The following is a 16,519-nucleotide window of genomic DNA, read 5'->3' on the forward strand; positions in this document are numbered from 1 at the left end:
TCCCATACATCCTGGGGCAAGGCTGCTTGCCTGCACTTCCGCGATGAGGGCATCCTCCCGGCATGTTGCCCCCCGACACGATGACGACCGAGGATGCCCGGCGCTCTGTCCCCAAAGCATCTCCCGTGGCGGCGGGGCGACGGTACCTGCTCGTTCTGGACGGTGGCTCCTCCGCGCTGTGTTCGCTGCCCCGCAGCGGCACCCTACTGGTGGGCAGGTTGGCCACGGCGGATATCCGTGTAGAGGACCCCTCGGTGAGCCGCCAGCATGCGCGGGTGCTCGTGGAAGAAGGAGGGGTCCGCATCGAAGACCTGGAGAGCCATAACGGCGTCCGGCTCAACGGTGAGCGGATCGTTGGGGCACAGCCGCTCCGGAGCGGTGACGTGGTGACGCTCGGCCATGTCACGCTTGTCTTCCATTGTGGGGATAGAATCCTGCCCCTGCGCCCTTCGCTGGACGCCACTGCCCTGCGGGGGCGGCTGGCCGAGGAAATCGAGCGCGTGCTGAGCTATGAGCGCGTGCTGAGCGTCATCGCATTGGAACTTGGCGCCTGCAGTATCCCCATGGTCGAACTGGTGCGAGAAGCCGGCCAGGGTTTACGGCTGATGGATCTGACGGGCCAGGTGGGGAGCTCGCTGATCGTGGTGATGCCTGAACTGGAGGAGGAGGAAGCCAAGGCTGCCGCTCAACAGCTCCTGGAGACGCTCCGCCTGAGAGTGCCTGAGGTGCGGGCCGGCCTGGCCTCCGCACCCCAGGATGGGCTTGACGCCGACGCGCTCCTGGCTGCCGCGCGGGCTGCGGCGTTGGCGGCGCCTGGCGGGGGCCTGCAGGTCAGCGGCCCCTCGCTCTACCGCCTACCGCTGGGCGGGCGGGCCGTACTCGTGGCCGATCCCTCCATGGTGGGGCTCTTCGAGCTGTTGCGGCGCCTGGCCCCCAGTCCCCTCCCCGTCCTCATCCACGGCGAGACGGGCGCGGGCAAGGAGAACGCGGCCTGGGCCGTCCACCATTGGTCGCCACGCGCGGGCAAGCGCTTCCTGGCGCTCAACTGTGCCGCCCTGCCTGAAAACCTCGTGGAGAGCGAGCTCTTTGGCTACGAGCGTGGCGCCTTCTCTGGCGCGGACAAATCACGCGAGGGGTTGTTCGAGCAGGCCAGCGGCGGCACCCTCTTCCTGGACGAAGTGGCCGAGCTCTCGCTGGCCGTGCAGGCCAAGCTGCTGCGTGCGCTGGATCAAAAGCGTATCACCCGGCTGGGGAGCTCGCGTGAGCACGAGGTGGACCTCCGCATCGTGGCTGCCACCCACCGGGTGCTGGCGGACGAGGTGAAGGCAGGCCGCTTCCGGCAGGATCTGTTCTACCGCCTGTCCACGGCGGTGGTGATCCTCCCGCCGCTGAGAGAGAGGGCGCGCGAGCTGCCCTTGCTGGCACAAGCGTTCCTAGCGGAGGCGTGTTCGCAGGCGGGCCGTCCGCTCCTTCAACTCTCCGCTGCCGCCATGGGGGTGCTGGCGGCTCATTCCTGGCCTGGCAATGTCCGCGAGTTGAAGAGCGTCATGGAGTATGCGGCAGTCACAGCCCGGGGAACCATCATCGAGCCCTCGCACCTCCCCGCCTCCCTGGGCCCGCCCACGCCTCCCGCCCCGGAGCCCACTGCGCTCCAGGCCGTTGTGGAAGGGCAACACCCCGGAGAGTCTCCCGCGGAGTCTGCTCGTTCCTTTCGCCTCCTGGCCGAGGAGGTGCGTGAGTTGGAGCGTCAGCGCATGTCGGAGGCGCTGGAGGCCACCGGCGGAGTGCAGACGCGTGCCGCGCAGCTCATCGGTATGCCGCTGCGCACCTTCACAACCAAGCTCAGGCAGTACAAGCTCCCCTCCCGCGGGCGATAAAACCCGCGGGGAGTTCGTTGGGTTCAATACGGCAACCAGCCGACTGGCGATATCAGGCGGCTCGTTTGAGCAGCGCCAGCACGTGATGCAGGCTCTCGGCGATGTGGACGCACTTCGCGCGGGCGTCCTCGTTGGGAGCGAGCAGGTCAGGCACCATCACCGTCATCATCCCCGCCCCATGCGCCGCGGAGACGCCGGCGTGGCTGTCCTCCAGCGCCAGGCAGTGCAGAGGATCGGCGCCCAGCCGCGCGGCGGCGGTCAGATACGGCTCCGGATGCGGCTTCTTGTTGGCGACCTCCGGCCCCGTCACCACGGCATGGAAGCGCTTACGAATGCCCAGCCGGCCGAGATAGCCGTCCACCTGGATGGGGCTTGCGGAGGTGGCGATGGCTCGCGGGAGGCTCAATTCGTCGAGGTAGTCGAGCAACTCGACGACGCCGGCCTTCAGCTGCAGTTGCACCTGCAGCATGTCCTCGATCTCGCTCCAGGCGCGCGCCCAGTAGGCGTCGGTCGGGAAGTCGCTGCCATAGCGGTCGAGCAGGATCTGGGTGGACACCACCTGGGTGTGGCCGATCATGGAGCAATAGACCTCGCGATCGACGACCACACCGAACTCCCGTCCGGCCCGCTCCAGGGCCGCGGCGTAGACCGTCTCGGTGTCGACCAGCAGGCCATCCATGTCGAAGACGACGGCGTTGATGCGGCGCGGGAAGGACATCAGCTGGCGAACTCCTCGGCGCGGTAGCCCTGGAAGTAGAGCATGGCGGTGAGATCGAAATGGTCCACCCGCGCGCGAGCCTGGGCCGCCACCACCGGCTTGGCGCGATAGGCGACGCCGAGACCTGCCGCCTCGATCATGGCCAGATCGTTGGCTCCGTCGCCGACGGCGAGGGTTTGTTCGGGAGTGATGCCAAGAGCCGCCGCTTCTCTCTGAAGCGTAGCCAGTTTGGCTTCGCGGCCCAGGATCGGCTCGCCCACCGCGCCGGACAGGACTTCGCCCTCCTCCAGCAGAACGTTGGCCCGGCTGTCGTGAAAGCCGGCGGCCAAGGCCACGCGGTCGGAGAAGAAGGTGAAGCCTCCGCTGACGAGCACGCAGCGCGCGCCATGGGCGGCCATGGTCTTCACCAGGGTCTTGGCGCCGGGATTCAGCCGCACCCGCTCGTCGAAACAGGTCTGCAGGGCCGAACGGTGCAGCCCCTTCAGCTTGCGGACCCGCTCGACCAGGGCACCCTCGAAGGCGAGTTCCCCCCGCATGGCCCGCTCGGTGATCTCGGCGATCTCGGCCTTGACGCCGGCGTAGTCGGCCAGTTCGTCGATGCACTCGCAGCCGATGATGGTGGAGTCCATATCGGCGACCAGCAGGCGCTTCTTCCGCCCCTCGGCCGGCTGGACGCAGACATCGACCGGCAGGCCAGCGAGCGCCCCTTCGGCCGCGGCACGCAGGGCGGCGCGATCGGTGGCCTCGATGAGGAGGTCCACTGCCTGGGGACCCAGTCGAGCGGTTTCCTTGATGGGGAGGCCCAAGCCTGCGACCGCAGAGGTCCCAGCGGCGAGAGCGTCTGGCTCGAAGCTGACGAGCGTGATGGCGAAAAGCATGGAACTCTGTATGTGGCTGATCGCCGACCCCACCGCAAGCGGCAAGTCGGTCTCTTGGCTGTCGTGAGTCTCAACACCCCGCAGCCTGATGTGGCGCTTGCGCAGGAGCCAGGCTCGCACATGCCCTGGCCAAGCCAGAGTCCTCCCTTCAGGAGGCTGCGCCGAGCAGGAGCGGCAGAACGCGCTCGGCGCGGCCCAGCACCTCGATGTCGAAGTCCGGGTGGCGGGGCTGCATCGGGGTGAGGTTGACCAAGAGCGTCCGGGCCCCCGCGTACTTCGCGCCGCGGACGAAGTTGGACGCGGGAGCCACCGTGCCGGAGGTACCGATGGCGAGGAAGAGCTCGCACTCGCGCAGAGCCTTCTTGGCGGCCCACTCAGCATCCACGGGCAGTGGCTCGTCGAACAAGGTGATGTCGGGGCGCAAGGGTTGGCCACACACCGTGCACAACGGGGGTGCTGGGTGCTCGGCGGTGTCCTCGAAGGGAGACAGGGTACAGGCGGGGTTGCAGCAGCGCGTGCGGAGCAAAGCGCCGTGGAGCTCGACGATATTGCGGCTTCCCGCGCGGCCGTGAAGCCCATCCACGTTCTGCGTCAGGAGGGTGAAGGAGGTGGTCTCCGGGCTCCGGGCCTCCCAGTCCGCCAGCGCGAGGTGGGCCGGATTGGGGGCTGCCGTGAGGATGGAGCCACGCAGAGGCCCGAAGAGGGTCCAGATACGAGCGGGATCGCGGGCCAACATGGCCGCGTCGGGGACTTCCTCGATGTCAGGGCGGGTCCACAGCCCGCCGGGCCCCCGGTATGTGGGGAGCCCCGAGGCCACGGAGATGCCCGCGCCAGTGAGGACTACGATGTGGCGCCAGGCCGTGGCTTGGAGCTGGGCACGCAGCTCGTGTATCTCGACATCGCTCGTGAGGGTGGCGGCCATAGCGGTAAGCCTAGCGCACCTGCTCTTGTGTCACCGCAGAGAGGGGAGCAGCGGACGTGAAGCCCTTCACTCGGGCGGAGTGAGGCGCTTCACCGCACGGGACGACCATCTCGGACAGTCTACCGGGTGTCTGGCAGGCCCCCCCAGCCCCAGCCCCAGCTCCGAGGAACAGTCCGCATGCCCCGCATCACCCGCACCGAAGTCATCAATCCCCACGCCCTCTCCGCCGAGCAACGCCGCCAGCTCACCGAGGCGCTCTACGCGGTCCACCAGCAGATCTTCGACGGCGTGGAGAAGGAGGCCTTCTCCCAATACGTCGTCGAGTCGAAGGCGGAGCACACCTGGATCCAGGTCCACCGCAACGAGGCGGGAGCGATTGTCGGGTACTTCGCCCTGCATGTCTTCGAGCGGCAGCTGGCCGGTCAACCCTGCGCAGTGTTCCGCGCGGAGGCAGGCTCGCTGCGCGCCTACCGGGGCTGCAGCATCACCGTGCGCTTCGGGTTGAAGCGGCTTCTGGGCTACATGCTCCGCAACCCGGGTCGCAAGGCGTACTACCTGGGTTCGTTGGTTCATCCGTCCAGCTACACCCTGCTGGCCCACCACTTTGGCACCATTTGGCCCCAGCGCGGGCAGAGCACTCCGCCGGAGCTGCAGGCTTTCATGGAGAAGCTGGCCGGTGAGTTCGGCCTGGAGAGAGTGGATCCGGAGCGGCCGCTGGTGCGGCGGGTGGGTTGGAAGACGCGCGAGACGGTGGAGGAGCGTGACCATTGGCGGCGGTGCGGCAAGCCCGCGGCCCACTTCTTCCTGGACACCAACCCGGGCTACGCCGAGGGCCATGGGCTGTTGACGATGGTGCCCCTGAGCGCGGCCAATGTGATGCGGCTGGCGCTCGCCGTGGGCCAACGCAAGCTGCGCCAGCCGACGGAGACCCTCCGGAGCCTCGCGCGGCGGCTGCCGGGGACCTCGCGGCTGTGGCGCGCCGAGGTGATACGGCTGCTGCGTACCGCGCCTCTGCTCTCCCACCTCGGCACGCGGGCGCTCAAGGCCCTGGCCGAACAGGCCGAGCAGCTCGTCATTCCCGCCGGACAGTACGTCTTCCGCCAGGGAGATTCGAATGATGAGCTGTACCTGCTGGCGCGCGGCGCGGCCTACGTGCTCCGCGAGGGCCCCGAGGACAAAGTGGTGGATGTGCTGGGCAGCGGGGCTGTGTTCGGAGAGATCTCGATCCTCTCCGGCGAGCGCCGCTCCGCTTCCATCCGCACCGCCACCGTCTCAACGGTGGTCCGCATCCCGCGCGCGGCGCTGGTGCCGGTGCTGGAGGCCTACGCCTCGGTGCGGCAGGAGGTGTGGCGAACCTTCGCGGAGCGGCGCTTCGATGATCTGGCCCGCGAGAGCACTCTCTATGCGCCCCTCTCCCGGAAGGAGCGGCTGGCGTGGCTTCGCCAGGGTGAACACCGGGAGCTGGCCGGGAATGAAGCGCTCTCCATCCCGTCGGGCACGTCCCTGTTCGTGCTCGCGGGGGCCGTTGAGCTCCAGCAGGCGAAGTCGTGGAGCAGCACTCGGGGCTCAACGCTCATGAAAGCTCAGGACTCCCTGAAGGTAGTCGCCCGGGAGAGCGCCCAGCTCATCCTACTCCCGGCATCGGGGGGGTGAATTCCCCCCGGGCGGTGACAGGAGGCATCTTCTGGCCCCCACCTGCAGCGGCTCATGTCTCAATCAATGAGCGCAGGCGATCCCGTCGTCAACGAAGCCGTTGCAGTTGTCGTCCATTCCATTGCATACCTCGGGAGCTCCGGGGTGCACGCTGGCGTTGATGTCTTTGCAGTCGCTGTTGTTGGCCACGTAGCCTGCGGGCGGGGCGCATCCAAAAGGATTGGCGCCAAAAGAAGCAGGGTCGCCGTACCCATCCCCATCTCGATCCATGTAGAAACTGCGAGGCAGACTGGCGTCGGCATCGTTGCAGTCGCTGGAGTTCGACACATAGCCCGCAGGCGCCAGACAGGCTTGGGTGCTCACGGAAGGATTGCCCCGACCATCCGCATCCGCGTCACGGTAGAAGGTGTTCATGCTGAAGCCTTCATCAACGGACCCGTTGCAGTTGTTATCCACCCCATCACAAACCTCAGCGGCGCCAGGATGCGCGCTGGCGTTGAGATCGTTGCAGTCACTGGAATTGGCGGCGTAGCCCGCGGGCGGAGTGCATCCAAAGGGGGGGGCGCCAAAAGAAGCAGGGTCGCCGTACCCATCCCCATCTCGATCCATGGAGAAATTGCGAGGCAGACTGGCGTCGGCATCGTTGCAATCGCTGGAGTTGGACACATAGCCTATCGGCGCCGAGCACGCCTGGGTGCTTGCGGAAGGATTGCCCCGACCGTCCCCATCCCCGTCATAGTAGTAGGTGTTGCTGCTCAAGCCTTCGTCGATGATCTGATTGCAGTTGTCGTCCATTCCATTGCATACCTCGGGAGCTCCGGGGTGCACGCTGGCGTTGACGTCTTTGCAATCGCTGTTGTTGGCCACGTAGCCTGCGGGCGGGGCGCATCCAAAAGGAGCGGAGCCAAAGGAAGCAGGGTCGCCGTACCCATCCCCATCTCGATCCATGTAGAAACTGCGAGGCAGGGTGGCGTCAGCATCGTTGCAGTCGCTGGAGTTGGACACATAGCCCGCGGGCGCCAGGCAGGCCTGGGTGCTCACGGAAGGATTGCCCCGACCGTCCCCATCCGCGTCACGGTAGAAGGTGTTCAGGGGGATTCCCTCGTCAATGGAGCCATTGCAGTTATTGTCCACCCCATCGCAAACCTCGGTGCCCCCGGGATGCGCACTGGAGTTGTTGTCGTTGCAGTCGCTGGAGTTCGACACGTACCCCGAAGGCTGCGCGCACGTCTGTACCACGTCAGCCGGGTTGCCATAGCCATCCCCATCCGCATCTCGGTAGAAGGAGGTGTTCCCCTCATCCGACACCCCGTCACAGTCGTTATCCAGGCCGTCGCACACCTCGGCGGCCCCGGGGTGGATCGCGGGATCGAAGTCATCGCAGTCCAAGCCATTCTCCACGTACTCGACGCTTGGGGGCTGGCAGCCTTCCTCGGGAGGAAGCAGCTCGGCGCCATAGCCATCGCCCTCGAGATCGTAGAAGTAGATGTTCAGCAGTTGCGTCTGAGTCAGCGTGAGCTGATTGGCGAGTGTGCCGTCACCCAACTGGCCCGAGGTATTCTGCCCCCAGGCCCAGAACGGGCAGCCGGGGCGCAGCGCCAGAGCGTGGAAGAGTCCCGCGGAGACCGCGAGCGCATCACCCAACCCCTGCACTCGCACAGGGCTGGTGCGCTGAGTCGTCGTCCCGTCACCGAGCTGGCCCAAGGTGTTCTGTCCCCAGGACCAGGCGGCCCCCGTGGAGTCGATGGCCAGCGAGAAGTTGCCTCCCGTGGCGATGGACTTCACCGCCCCCGTGAGAGCCACCGCCACGGGCGTGCTCTGCGCCGTGGCGGTCGTCCCGTTGCCCAGCTGCCCATTGGTGTTCTGTCCCCACCCCACCGCGCTCTGGTTGGAGAGCAGCGCCAACGAGTGGGTGGCTCCGGCGGCAATGGCGGTGGCTGGGAGCACCAGATTCACCGAGTACGGCGTGAGCTGATTGACGCTCGAGGCGCTCCCATTGCCGATCTGCCCATTGAGGTTGCGGCCCCACGTCCACACGGTTCCGTTCGCCCCCAGGGCCATCGAGTGGTACCACCCCGCCGAGACGGCCACGGCACTGACGGGCAGGTTGATGCGGCCGGGCGTCAGCCGGGTGCTCGTCGTCCCATCGCCAAGCTGGCCATAGGTGTTGGTGCCCCACGCGTAGACGCTGCCATCAGCGGCGATGGCCAGCGAGTGGGTCAGTCCTCCCGCGATGGCCACGGCTCCTCCCGGAATGGCCACGGACACGGGACTCAGGCGGCGAGTCGTCGTTCCATCACCGAGCTGGCCGAAGCTGTTCTGCCCCCAGGCCCAGACCGTGCCGTCCACGCCGAGTGCCAGCGAGTGGCTCCTGCCCGCGGAGATCGCCAGGATGGCGGGAAGCCCAGGGACGCGGACCGGGACGTTGGCAAGCGTCTGCGTCCCGTTGCCGAGCTGCCCATCCGAGTTCAGTCCCCAGGCCCACACCGAGCCGTCCGTGCGCAGGGCCAACGAGTGGGAGTTGCCGGCGGAGAGCGCCTTCGTCACGGTGCTGCTGGTGACAAGCGCAGCAGCCACGGCTCTTGAGTCCTTGGTCTCGACGGGCAGCGATTCGCCTCCCGAGCCATCCACCCCACAGCCTGTCACGCACAGCGCCCACAGCACGGCCCACATCAACTGTCTCAACATGGAACACACCTCGACTTGGCGAGCAGTCCAGCCCACCTGACGAAGCGCCCTGTAGCAGTAAAATAGCTTTTCCCAAAGGATTTCACGGGTTTCAGCGATTGCACCTGGTACGTCTCCAACCGCTGATCACCCGGGACGACCTTCCAGCTTGCGCTCGATGCGCCGGTCCGGCACCAGCCATACCAGCGCCACGAGCAGATACACCCCGTCAGCGATCCACGGAGACACGAGCAGCGCCAGGGGAATGGCCAACAGGTACAGCAGCGCGGACAGCTTCCCCTTGGTATCCCGCCCGATCGCTTGCTTGAGCTTCGAGTTCGGCCCCTGCGCCGCGATGATCAGGTTCTGCAGGAGGGTGTACGCCACTCCTGCCAGCAACAAGACGCCGCCGTAGATGGCCGTGGGCAAGGGGGCGAACTCGGTCTCATCCCACCACGACGTCACGAAGGGTATCAGCGACAGCCAGAACAACAGGTGCAGGTTGGCCCACAGGATCTTGCCATCCACCCGCTCGGTGGCGTGGAGCAGGTGGTGGTGATTGGTCCAGTAGATGCCGATGTATACGAAGCTCACCACGTACGCCGACAGCACGGGAGCCAACTGCTTGAGCGCCGCGAGGTCCGCGGTGTGCGGTGTCTTCAGCTCCAGCACCATGATGGTGATGAGAATGGCGATAACGCCGTCGCTGAAGGCTTCCAGTCGTCCCTTGGTCATGCGGCAGGTTAGGGCCGCAGTCCCTCCGGGATGCAATCGTCCTCCAGACCGACCTGAAGAATCTTGCTCAAGCCCCGTAAGTGCTCCATTGCTCACGAAGCTTCCCATCCGAGACTCGGAAGAGGACAAGGCCGCGCCGCTCGATACCCTGTCCATCGCGGGTGAAGGAGATGACGCTGCGTGCCGCGACGTTCGGGCCCTCGGCGATGAGGGACTCGAGTCGAACCTGCACGGTGGGGTTCTCCTCACGGAACTTGGTGACCGCGGTGCCAATCGCTGGGACGCCGACGAGCTCGCGGTGCGCATGGTCCACGTAGTCATCGCCCAGGATGTCCGCGAACGCGCCGACATCCCCCGAGTTCCATGCAGCGAAATAGCGCTCGACGAGCCGCTTGTTCGACATGGCAGCCGCGTCGCTGAACGGCACTCGACCGAGTGCGTTGGCAACCCCGAGCACATCCATGAAGTCGCGCGTATGCACGATGACTCCCTCGCGCACGCGCAGCTCGAGAAGACCCGTGAGCGTCACTGCGCGCCCGGTCGCTACCACCGTGCCCTTCACCCGCCACTGCCCGATGACGACTTCCGGATCAGTCGACTCATGGACGAACACATCCTCGATCGACTCGATCGTGAGCGGGTGGTTGTTCCACCCCTTGCGGTAGCCCTCACGGACGGCCTCGCGGCCGACGTAGGCCGGAGGGACGTTCGGCGTTGCGAAGGAGAACTCGTGAACGCCATTCGGCGCATACAGATCGGCCAGAGCGTCCGCGGATTTCGCCTTCATCGCACCATGGAATAGCCGCAGAACCTCTCGGGGAGTCCGCTGGTTCATCGGGACCTCCATCGGGGAGCAAGAGTGGAGCACAAAGCGGAACGAGCGTTCCGCTTTCGAGAATACGGAACGCGCACTCCGTTTGTCAATCAGCCCCCGCCGCCAGCTCTCTGGCGGAGCGTCTCGTACCGCCAACTGTGCGTGGGCGCCCGAGCCACAACCGCCCACCCGTCTTGGAAGGCATAATGGGCCACCAGCCCTGAGCGAAGGCCGTCCTGCCATGCTGATCGAAATCCTGCTCGTGTCCCTGCTGTCCGCGGCCCCCGCCGGGACAAAGCCCTCAGCCCCCGCGCCCAAGCCCGCCGAGCCCACCCAGGGCAGCATCGCCCCCGAGGTGAAGCCTCTTGTGGAGCGGATGCAGTCCTTCTACGAGAAGACGCAAGACTTCAAGGCGAGCTTCAAGCAGGACTACAAGTACAAGACGTTCAACCGCACCCGGACGTCCACGGGGACGGTGCTCTACAAGAAGCCCGCGCTGATGCGCTGGGAGTACGAGTCGCCCGGGAAGACCACCTACGTGCTGACGGGCAACAAGGCGTACATCTACTCCGTCGAGGCGGAGTCGATCATGGTGCTCAGCCTCGAGACGAGCAAGCTCTCGCCCTCGGTGAGCTTCCTGCTGGGGCGGGGACAGTTGGCCCGGGAGTTCAACATCACTCAGGGCAAGTGCGCGGACTGCAAGGGCGCCCTCCTGGTGCTGGATCCGGTGCATTCCGATCCGCGCTTCACCCAGGTGCGCTTGGAGGTGGACTCCAGCACCGGTCAGGTCCTCAAGAGCACCGTGGTGGATCCGGACGGTGCCGAGAACACCATCTCCTTCCTGGACTTGAAGACCAACGTGAAGCTCAAGGCAGACAGCTTCAAGCTCAACCCGCCCGAGGGCACGCGCGTCGATGACTTCAACAGCAGTGACAGGCTGTACCCTGGTCCGTGAGCCTGGCAGAGCAGCATCTCGCGCTACTCCGCTTCCGCGGGCGAGAGCTTGTTGGGAGCCGGCACCTCCCCCCGCGGGTCGATCCGCGCGTCCAACCGTGTGGCCCACTCCTCATACAGCCTGCTCGACTCTCCGGCGATGGGAGGAACATCAGCTTCATCCAGCTGGATGTCGCGAAGAGAGATCCACCCATCCCCCACATAGAGAGCGACCTTCAAGCTCTTGCTGCCCGGCTCCTGCAGGGGCCGGCCCGCCATGAAGCCGACATACCGCGTCGCCAGCAGGTGCCCATCCGTGTCCCAGAGCTGGATGGCTCCATTCGCATAGGTCGCAATGGCTCCACTCGCCAGAAACCACGCCTCCATGCTCGAACTCACCTTGGCTTGATATGCCAGGGTCGACTCCAACTGGCAGTTGGCGGTGTCGAACACCCGGACCTGGGCTCCCTCCTTGACCAGGAAGTGCTGGCCCGTCGCATCCAGCTCCACCTCGGCGGCCGAGAGAACAGGGACGGAGTTCGTGCGGCATTTCAGCTCGCCCGATACACCGTCCACGATCTCCACACGGTCCGAAAACAAGATGGCGACCAGCCTGCCCTTGGGAACGAACTTGAAGTCAGAGATCGGATCCTCCCGCTCTCCACGAATGATCTGAACGAGCTGTCCGCTCGCGAAGCCGTAGATGCGCAGCTCGGAGGGATTGAACGCCACTGGCGATGGGAACCAGGGATAATCCTTGGCGACCCCCACCAGAGAGGTGTCGTCACTCAGTCCCATCAGCACGGATCGGGCATTCGCGCCCACCCGCTGCTTGCCCCGAAGGAGCTTCCCCGTGGACGCGTCAATCGCCCGGATGATCCCCTGCTTGTCGTACAGCAGCGCAATCATATGGTTGGGATCCAGAAAGACTGCATCCGCCGAAGGGTATGCGCCCAGCTCCATCTTGCCGTCCTTGGCGAGGATCACGGCGCCGGGACCTCCCCAGGCGCCCAGAAGGTCTCGGACCACGATCCGGCCATTCGGCAGCAGCTCGCCCCATCTGCGGGTGGGGCACATCTGGTCCGCCTCGCTCGCGGACGGAGGCCGCCAGTAGCGCACGATGCCCGAGGCATCCGCCAGGAGAAGCCCCTCTGGAGTGAAGCGGACGAAGTTGGCGCGCCCCGGGTTCTTGATGAGGTAGAGCCGCTTCTGGCGGCGGGCCTCGTAGACAATGATGTTGGTCCCGGAGTCCGCCAAGGCGAGGAGCTTGGAATCCGCGGAGAAGGCCATGTCCTGAACCTGGCCGCCCGTCGCTACCTGGCCGAGCAACTCCCGCAGGGACGTATCCCAGAGCAGCACTTCCGAGCCATAGGCCACCGCCATGACAGACTCGTCAGGACTGAACCTCACCTCCTGGGGACTCCAGATATCCACGGAGAACGCCTCGGAGTTGGCGCTGGCGCGGAGGATCGACTTCAGGGAGAGCTGGAAGGTGTAGAGGTTGACGGTCTCTCCCCGCACCGTGTCCAGCAGCGTGATGCTGCCCGTGTTGATGAGCCCGACAAAACGCCCGGTGGAGCTGACTCCCAACGCGCCCCCCCCACCCGGGGGCCGGAAGATCTTGGAGGAGCCGTCCTGCTTGACGGCCGCCACAGTGTGGTCCTCGAGCACGGCCGCCAGCGTGCTGCCATCGGAGCTGAGGGCAAACCGCCTGGGCTTCTTGGGCAGGACCACGCGGGAAAGGTCTCCTCCGGTGTTGGCATCTCTCCACTGGCATTCGGCGCCAAGGCAGGTGACGAATTGGCTGCCGTCACCGCTCAGCGTGGACACCTGCTTGTTCTTGCTCAGAGCGCTGAGCGCGGGAGTCACCCCCGGTATGTTCCGCGTGCTGCCGGAGCGCATGTCCCTGATGGACAGCTTGTCCTGGGACGAGATGAACGCGAGACGGCCGTCGTCGCTATAGCCCAGCGCACCTCCGCGGCGGACGATATGGTCTCTCGGCTCGAGCGCCCGGGCGAGCTGGTTGATATGTTGCCGGCGCTTCACGTCATCGGAGATCGTCAACGCGCGAAGGCGCAGCAGCATCTCGCCTTCGAAGTCCAGCTCCCGCTGCTTGGTGTCCGCCCGGCGATCCCAATATTCGGCCAGCAGCCCCGAGGCCTCGTGGGCTCTGCCCCAAACGGACGCCAGCTGCCGGGCCTTGTCCTCCGCAACGTAGCTGGGAACGTCGCTGCCATAGCCCGCCAGCTCCGCGGCGTACCGCGACGGGATGACGTGCAGTTGCTGGTACCCGTACAGGACCAGGAGCGCCACCGCCACGGCTGACGCGGCCGCCGCGAGAGGCCCCGTCCAGTTGATGGGCAGGACCTTGCGCGTCCAGGCCAGATCAAAGGCCTTCTCATAAATCCGGTTGCGCACCACGATCTGCTCCTCCCGCCGGGTGACCACCCCGGAGAGCAGCAGCTCCGACTGGACGGGAGCCCGCGGATCGAAGCGAACCTGCTTGCCGCCTCGGACGCGGCGGTAGACGCGAAGAATGTCGTCGCGCCGCTCACTCCTCAGCAGGCGCTCACGCACGAACCGGATGTTGTCGTCGTAGTTGCCCTCCGGAGACAGGATCAACTGTTCGACCAGGGCATCCACCGCGCTGGGGACGGCGGAGTCTGGCCGATTCGCGATCGCGGAGCACAAACGCTGGGTCAGGTAGGGATGCCCCCCTGTCCAGTAGAAGATGCGTTGGATGAGCGCGTCTTGCGTCTTCGCGTCGCCTGGGAGGGCTCGCGTGAGCACCTCCGCTTCCTCGAGCCGGAAGTCATCCAGCGCAATCCGCTTGCCAATGTTGAAGGGCGTGCGCGTCTCGTCCTTGATGAGATCGCTCGGAGAGGCCACTCCCATGAGCCCAAACGTCAGCCTGTTGAACGCGGGCTCCGTCGCGCGCAGGTTGTAGGCCGCGCGGATGGCCGCGAAGAAGTCGTCCGTGAACTGGAGGTTCAGGGTGCTGTCAATCTCATCCACCAGGATGACCACGGGGTGCGGCACGACGACAAGGACCTTGCGGAGCAAGTCGAGCAAGCGCTCGGCAAGAGCGATCGGGTCCGCGCCATCCCACCATTCCTTCAACTGAGGCAGCTGCAGTTTGTCTCCCAGCCGGTGGACGAACGTCAGATACCAGAGCGCGGGATCATGCAGCGAGCCCATGGTGCTCACGTCGATCTCCGCCGTGGTGATTCCCGCGGCCTCCAGGCGCCTCTTCGCGCGCACCATCAGGCTGGACTTGCCGAACTGCCGGGCCGTGAGGACGTAGCAGAACTCACCGGCGCTGAGGGCCTGGACGAAGGCCTCGTCCGCGGGCCGCTTGACGTAGCCCTCGAAGTGGAGCGGAAGCGTCCCTCCGGCGTGGAAGTATTTGTTGGAGGGTACAGGTTCCACTACAGCCTCGTGCGCAGGAAGTCCGCATAGAGCTGGCAGCGAGGCTTGACCCTCTTGACGATATCCCCACGGACCACGCCCAGGGAGCGCAAGCGGGACAAGGTCCCCTCGTCTGGGCAGCTTCCCTTGCGGAGCACGTTCTTCATCGCGCTGGCCAACCCGGAGGCGGCCGAGATGCGTTCATGGCGCTCGCGCAGGTGCTCTCCATAAGGCCCATCCTCATCCGTTGCATTCTGTTTGAGCACACTCCACGTGGTTCGCTTGGGGCGCAGGAGCGTGAAGGTATGCTCGGTGAGGTAGGGATGCCCGCCCAGCAACTGCAGCATCTCGGAGAGATGCTCGTCATGCAGCGGGCTGCCATACATGCTGTTGAGGCGCTCGAGCTGGACCCGGTCGAAGTCCGTGAGCTCCACCCGGACGCCCACGAAGAAGGGGGACTGGTTGCGCTTGCGCATGAGCAGGAGGGGATCTGCCCAGTGCGAGAGCACCAGTCTCAGCCTGCGCCAGGGAGAATCCTCGGAGGACTTCTGGATCTCGTCGTACCAGCTCCGAAGCATGGCGAAGAAGTCGTCACGCCAGGGATCCTCGATGATGGCATCCACGTTATCGAGCACCAGGTAGAGAGGGCCTGCCGCCAGAAGGCCGTTCTGGACGAAGATGGTGAGCTTGTCGATGGGAGGCAGCCTCTTGTTGTAGGCATCCTCCCAGACGTCGCTGGGCCGGAGCGCGGGTGAGCACTGCCTGGCCAGTGCCTCCGCAAACTCCTGGGCGAAGGCGTTGAACTGGCCCAATGCGTCCGGGGCCGCCGAGATCCGGGCAGCGGCTTGGCTCCGGAGTTCCTGGACGTCCACGGAGACGCTGCTCTGGCCTTCCGAGCCAATCCAGCTCCGGATCCGCGACAGGAGCCGCGTCTTTCCCGTCTGCGGCAAGCCTCGAACGACAATCATGGCATCCCGGCCCTTGAGGGCCGTCTGCACAGCACCATCCGCCGCGCGCTCGAGATAGGGCGATTCTCCGCGCGAATGCCCCGCCGAGGGAGCGAGGCTCCGCAGGAAGGGGGCCAGCTCACCGTAAGTGTCTCCATAGGAGAGCACGCGCACCCGGGCATCAGGAGCAGCGGGCGCAGCGGCCGCCTCCGCCGAGAGCCCGAGCCGGACATGAACGAACTCCGAGTTCTCGAAAACCCTGGCACCCCAGCGCATCAACCGCCCGAAGTTCGGATCCTCCAGGCCAGCGCCATAGCCAATGAAGAGAAACGTCTTGGTCGTGTAGAGGGCCTCGAGCACGGCCTGGGCATGCTGGTCCTCTCCAATGTTGACGTAAGAGCGAATGCCCAGGATGACCGAGGCGGGCTCGTCCCAGTGGCCATGCAGGTGGATGATGCCGCGCTCCTCGCCATGGAGGACTCGCTCCACTTTGTCGCGCCGGAGCCAGGTGATGGGGTTGAGCTTTGTGACCTGCTCGAGCAACGGATCGTAATTCGTGGTGAAGATGGGAACGCCGAGCGCAGCGATCGCCTCGATGACCGCGGGGTTGCCCACCTGCATGGAGCCCACGGTATCCCGCAGCCACGTGCGGTAGGTCCCGCCGTGGGGTGCGCCCAGCTTGCTGGTGATGAACTCGGTGGCTGAAAGGACCTCATCGAGATCCTTCGAATCGATGGCTTCGCTCCAGCGCTTCTCGGACTCAGGCGAGAGGGCTGCGCCCATCTCGGCCTTGCAGCGGAGCAGGCCGTGGTGCAGCAGCCCCTTCCAGGAGGCCACCTTGCTCATGGCTGGGGAGGTCGAGGCAATGGACACCCCGGCCCCCACGACACACACGACCTCCTTGCGGCGGATTCTCTCTTTCAGCCAGGCCAGCAAGTCTTCCATGACGCGCGTTCTCCGCCCGCCG

General features: G+C 65.8%; 11 protein-coding genes. 3 read left to right on the forward strand and 8 right to left on the reverse strand.

All coding sequences use genetic code 11. The annotated features are described in order from the left end of the window. Positions 1 to 62 precede the first annotated feature (62 nt). Positions 63 to 1,877 carry a sigma 54-interacting transcriptional regulator gene (locus KY501_RS32185; RefSeq protein WP_224367498.1) on the forward strand — a complete coding sequence of 605 codons (1,815 nt, stop codon included), beginning with the start codon at positions 63 to 65 and terminating at the stop codon, positions 1,875 to 1,877. A gap of 52 nt (positions 1,878 to 1,929) precedes the next feature. Here the strand turns inward: KY501_RS32185 and KY501_RS32190 are convergent, their stop codons facing one another. The 3 genes from KY501_RS32190 to KY501_RS32200 all read right to left on the reverse strand — a co-directional run bounded on the left by KY501_RS32190 (position 1,930) and on the right by KY501_RS32200 (position 4,395). Next, positions 1,930 to 2,595 (reverse strand): HAD family hydrolase, encoded by a 666-nt coding sequence (locus tag KY501_RS32190; RefSeq protein WP_224367500.1) that lies wholly within the window; start codon positions 2,593 to 2,595, stop codon positions 1,930 to 1,932. Further along, positions 2,595 to 3,473 carry a phosphoserine phosphatase SerB gene (gene serB / locus KY501_RS32195; protein ID WP_224367502.1) on the reverse strand — a complete coding sequence of 293 codons (879 nt, stop codon included), beginning with the start codon at positions 3,471 to 3,473 and terminating at the stop codon, positions 2,595 to 2,597. Before serB ends, KY501_RS32190 begins: the two co-directional genes overlap by 1 nt. A 148-nt stretch (positions 3,474 to 3,621) precedes the next feature. Then, positions 3,622 to 4,395: an SIR2 family NAD-dependent protein deacylase gene (locus tag KY501_RS32200; protein WP_224367503.1), complete on the reverse strand. Its 774-nt coding sequence runs from the start codon at positions 4,393 to 4,395 to the stop codon at positions 3,622 to 3,624. A 177-nt stretch (positions 4,396 to 4,572) separates the two neighbouring features. On the opposite strand from KY501_RS32200, the gene KY501_RS32205 reads away from it, so the two are divergent. Further along, the gene (locus tag KY501_RS32205; protein ID WP_224367504.1) at positions 4,573 to 6,048 is read left to right on the forward strand and encodes a Crp/Fnr family transcriptional regulator; all 1,476 of its coding nucleotides are present in this window, start codon (positions 4,573 to 4,575) and stop codon (positions 6,046 to 6,048) included. Positions 6,049 to 6,111: 63 nt separating this feature from the next. Here KY501_RS32205 and KY501_RS32210 read toward each other — a convergent pair whose 3' ends face one another. The 3 genes from KY501_RS32210 to KY501_RS32220 all read right to left on the reverse strand — a co-directional run bounded on the left by KY501_RS32210 (position 6,112) and on the right by KY501_RS32220 (position 10,285). Beyond that, positions 6,112 to 8,736: an RCC1 domain-containing protein gene (locus KY501_RS32210; protein WP_224367505.1), complete on the reverse strand. Its 2,625-nt coding sequence runs from the start codon at positions 8,734 to 8,736 to the stop codon at positions 6,112 to 6,114. 126 nt (positions 8,737 to 8,862) lie between these two features. Next, a complete protein-coding gene (locus KY501_RS32215; protein ID WP_224367506.1) occupies positions 8,863 to 9,450 on the reverse strand; it encodes a TMEM175 family protein in 588 nt (195 codons plus the stop codon). Between the two features lie 67 nt (positions 9,451 to 9,517). After that, positions 9,518 to 10,285 (reverse strand): nuclear transport factor 2 family protein, encoded by a 768-nt coding sequence (locus KY501_RS32220; RefSeq protein WP_224367507.1) that lies wholly within the window; start codon positions 10,283 to 10,285, stop codon positions 9,518 to 9,520. Between the two features lie 220 nt (positions 10,286 to 10,505). Between KY501_RS32220 and lolA the strand changes: the two genes are divergently transcribed. Beyond that, on the forward strand, positions 10,506 to 11,219 hold the full coding sequence (lolA, locus tag KY501_RS32225) for an outer membrane lipoprotein periplasmic chaperone LolA (protein WP_224367508.1): 714 nt from the start codon (positions 10,506 to 10,508) through the stop codon (positions 11,217 to 11,219). 23 nt (positions 11,220 to 11,242) lie between these two features. Here the strand turns inward: lolA and KY501_RS32230 are convergent, their stop codons facing one another. Both KY501_RS32230 and KY501_RS32235 read right to left on the reverse strand, forming a co-directional pair. Next, entirely contained in the window at positions 11,243 to 14,626 is a 3,384-nt protein-coding gene (locus KY501_RS32230; RefSeq protein WP_224367509.1) for an AAA-like domain-containing protein, read from the reverse strand. Further along, entirely contained in the window at positions 14,626 to 16,497 is a 1,872-nt protein-coding gene (locus KY501_RS32235; protein ID WP_224367510.1) for an AAA-like domain-containing protein, read from the reverse strand. Before KY501_RS32235 ends, KY501_RS32230 begins: the two co-directional genes overlap by 1 nt. Positions 16,498 to 16,519: the final 22 nt, after the last annotated feature.

The sequence above is a fragment of the Hyalangium versicolor genome (assembly GCF_020103695.1).
Taxonomy (GTDB): domain Bacteria; phylum Myxococcota; class Myxococcia; order Myxococcales; family Myxococcaceae; genus Hyalangium; species Hyalangium versicolor.

What these genes read in the sequence shown, in the direction of transcription:
- KY501_RS32185 (WP_224367498.1), top strand. Translation starts at nt 63, where the DNA reads ATGTTGCCCCCCGACACGATGACGACCGAGGATGCCCGGCGCTCTGTC.
- KY501_RS32190 (WP_224367500.1), bottom strand. Translation starts at nt 2,595, where the DNA reads ATGTCCTTCCCGCGCCGCATCAACGCCGTCGTCTTCGACATGGATGGC.
- serB (WP_224367502.1), bottom strand. Translation starts at nt 3,473, where the DNA reads ATGCTTTTCGCCATCACGCTCGTCAGCTTCGAGCCAGACGCTCTCGCC.
- KY501_RS32200 (WP_224367503.1), bottom strand. Translation starts at nt 4,395, where the DNA reads ATGGCCGCCACCCTCACGAGCGATGTCGAGATACACGAGCTGCGTGCC.
- KY501_RS32205 (WP_224367504.1), top strand. Translation starts at nt 4,573, where the DNA reads ATGCCCCGCATCACCCGCACCGAAGTCATCAATCCCCACGCCCTCTCC.
- KY501_RS32210 (WP_224367505.1), bottom strand. Translation starts at nt 8,736, where the DNA reads ATGTTGAGACAGTTGATGTGGGCCGTGCTGTGGGCGCTGTGCGTGACA.
- KY501_RS32215 (WP_224367506.1), bottom strand. Translation starts at nt 9,450, where the DNA reads ATGACCAAGGGACGACTGGAAGCCTTCAGCGACGGCGTTATCGCCATT.
- KY501_RS32220 (WP_224367507.1), bottom strand. Translation starts at nt 10,285, where the DNA reads ATGAACCAGCGGACTCCCCGAGAGGTTCTGCGGCTATTCCATGGTGCG.
- lolA (WP_224367508.1), top strand. Translation starts at nt 10,506, where the DNA reads ATGCTGATCGAAATCCTGCTCGTGTCCCTGCTGTCCGCGGCCCCCGCC.
- KY501_RS32235 (WP_224367510.1), bottom strand. Translation starts at nt 16,497, where the DNA reads ATGGAAGACTTGCTGGCCTGGCTGAAAGAGAGAATCCGCCGCAAGGAG.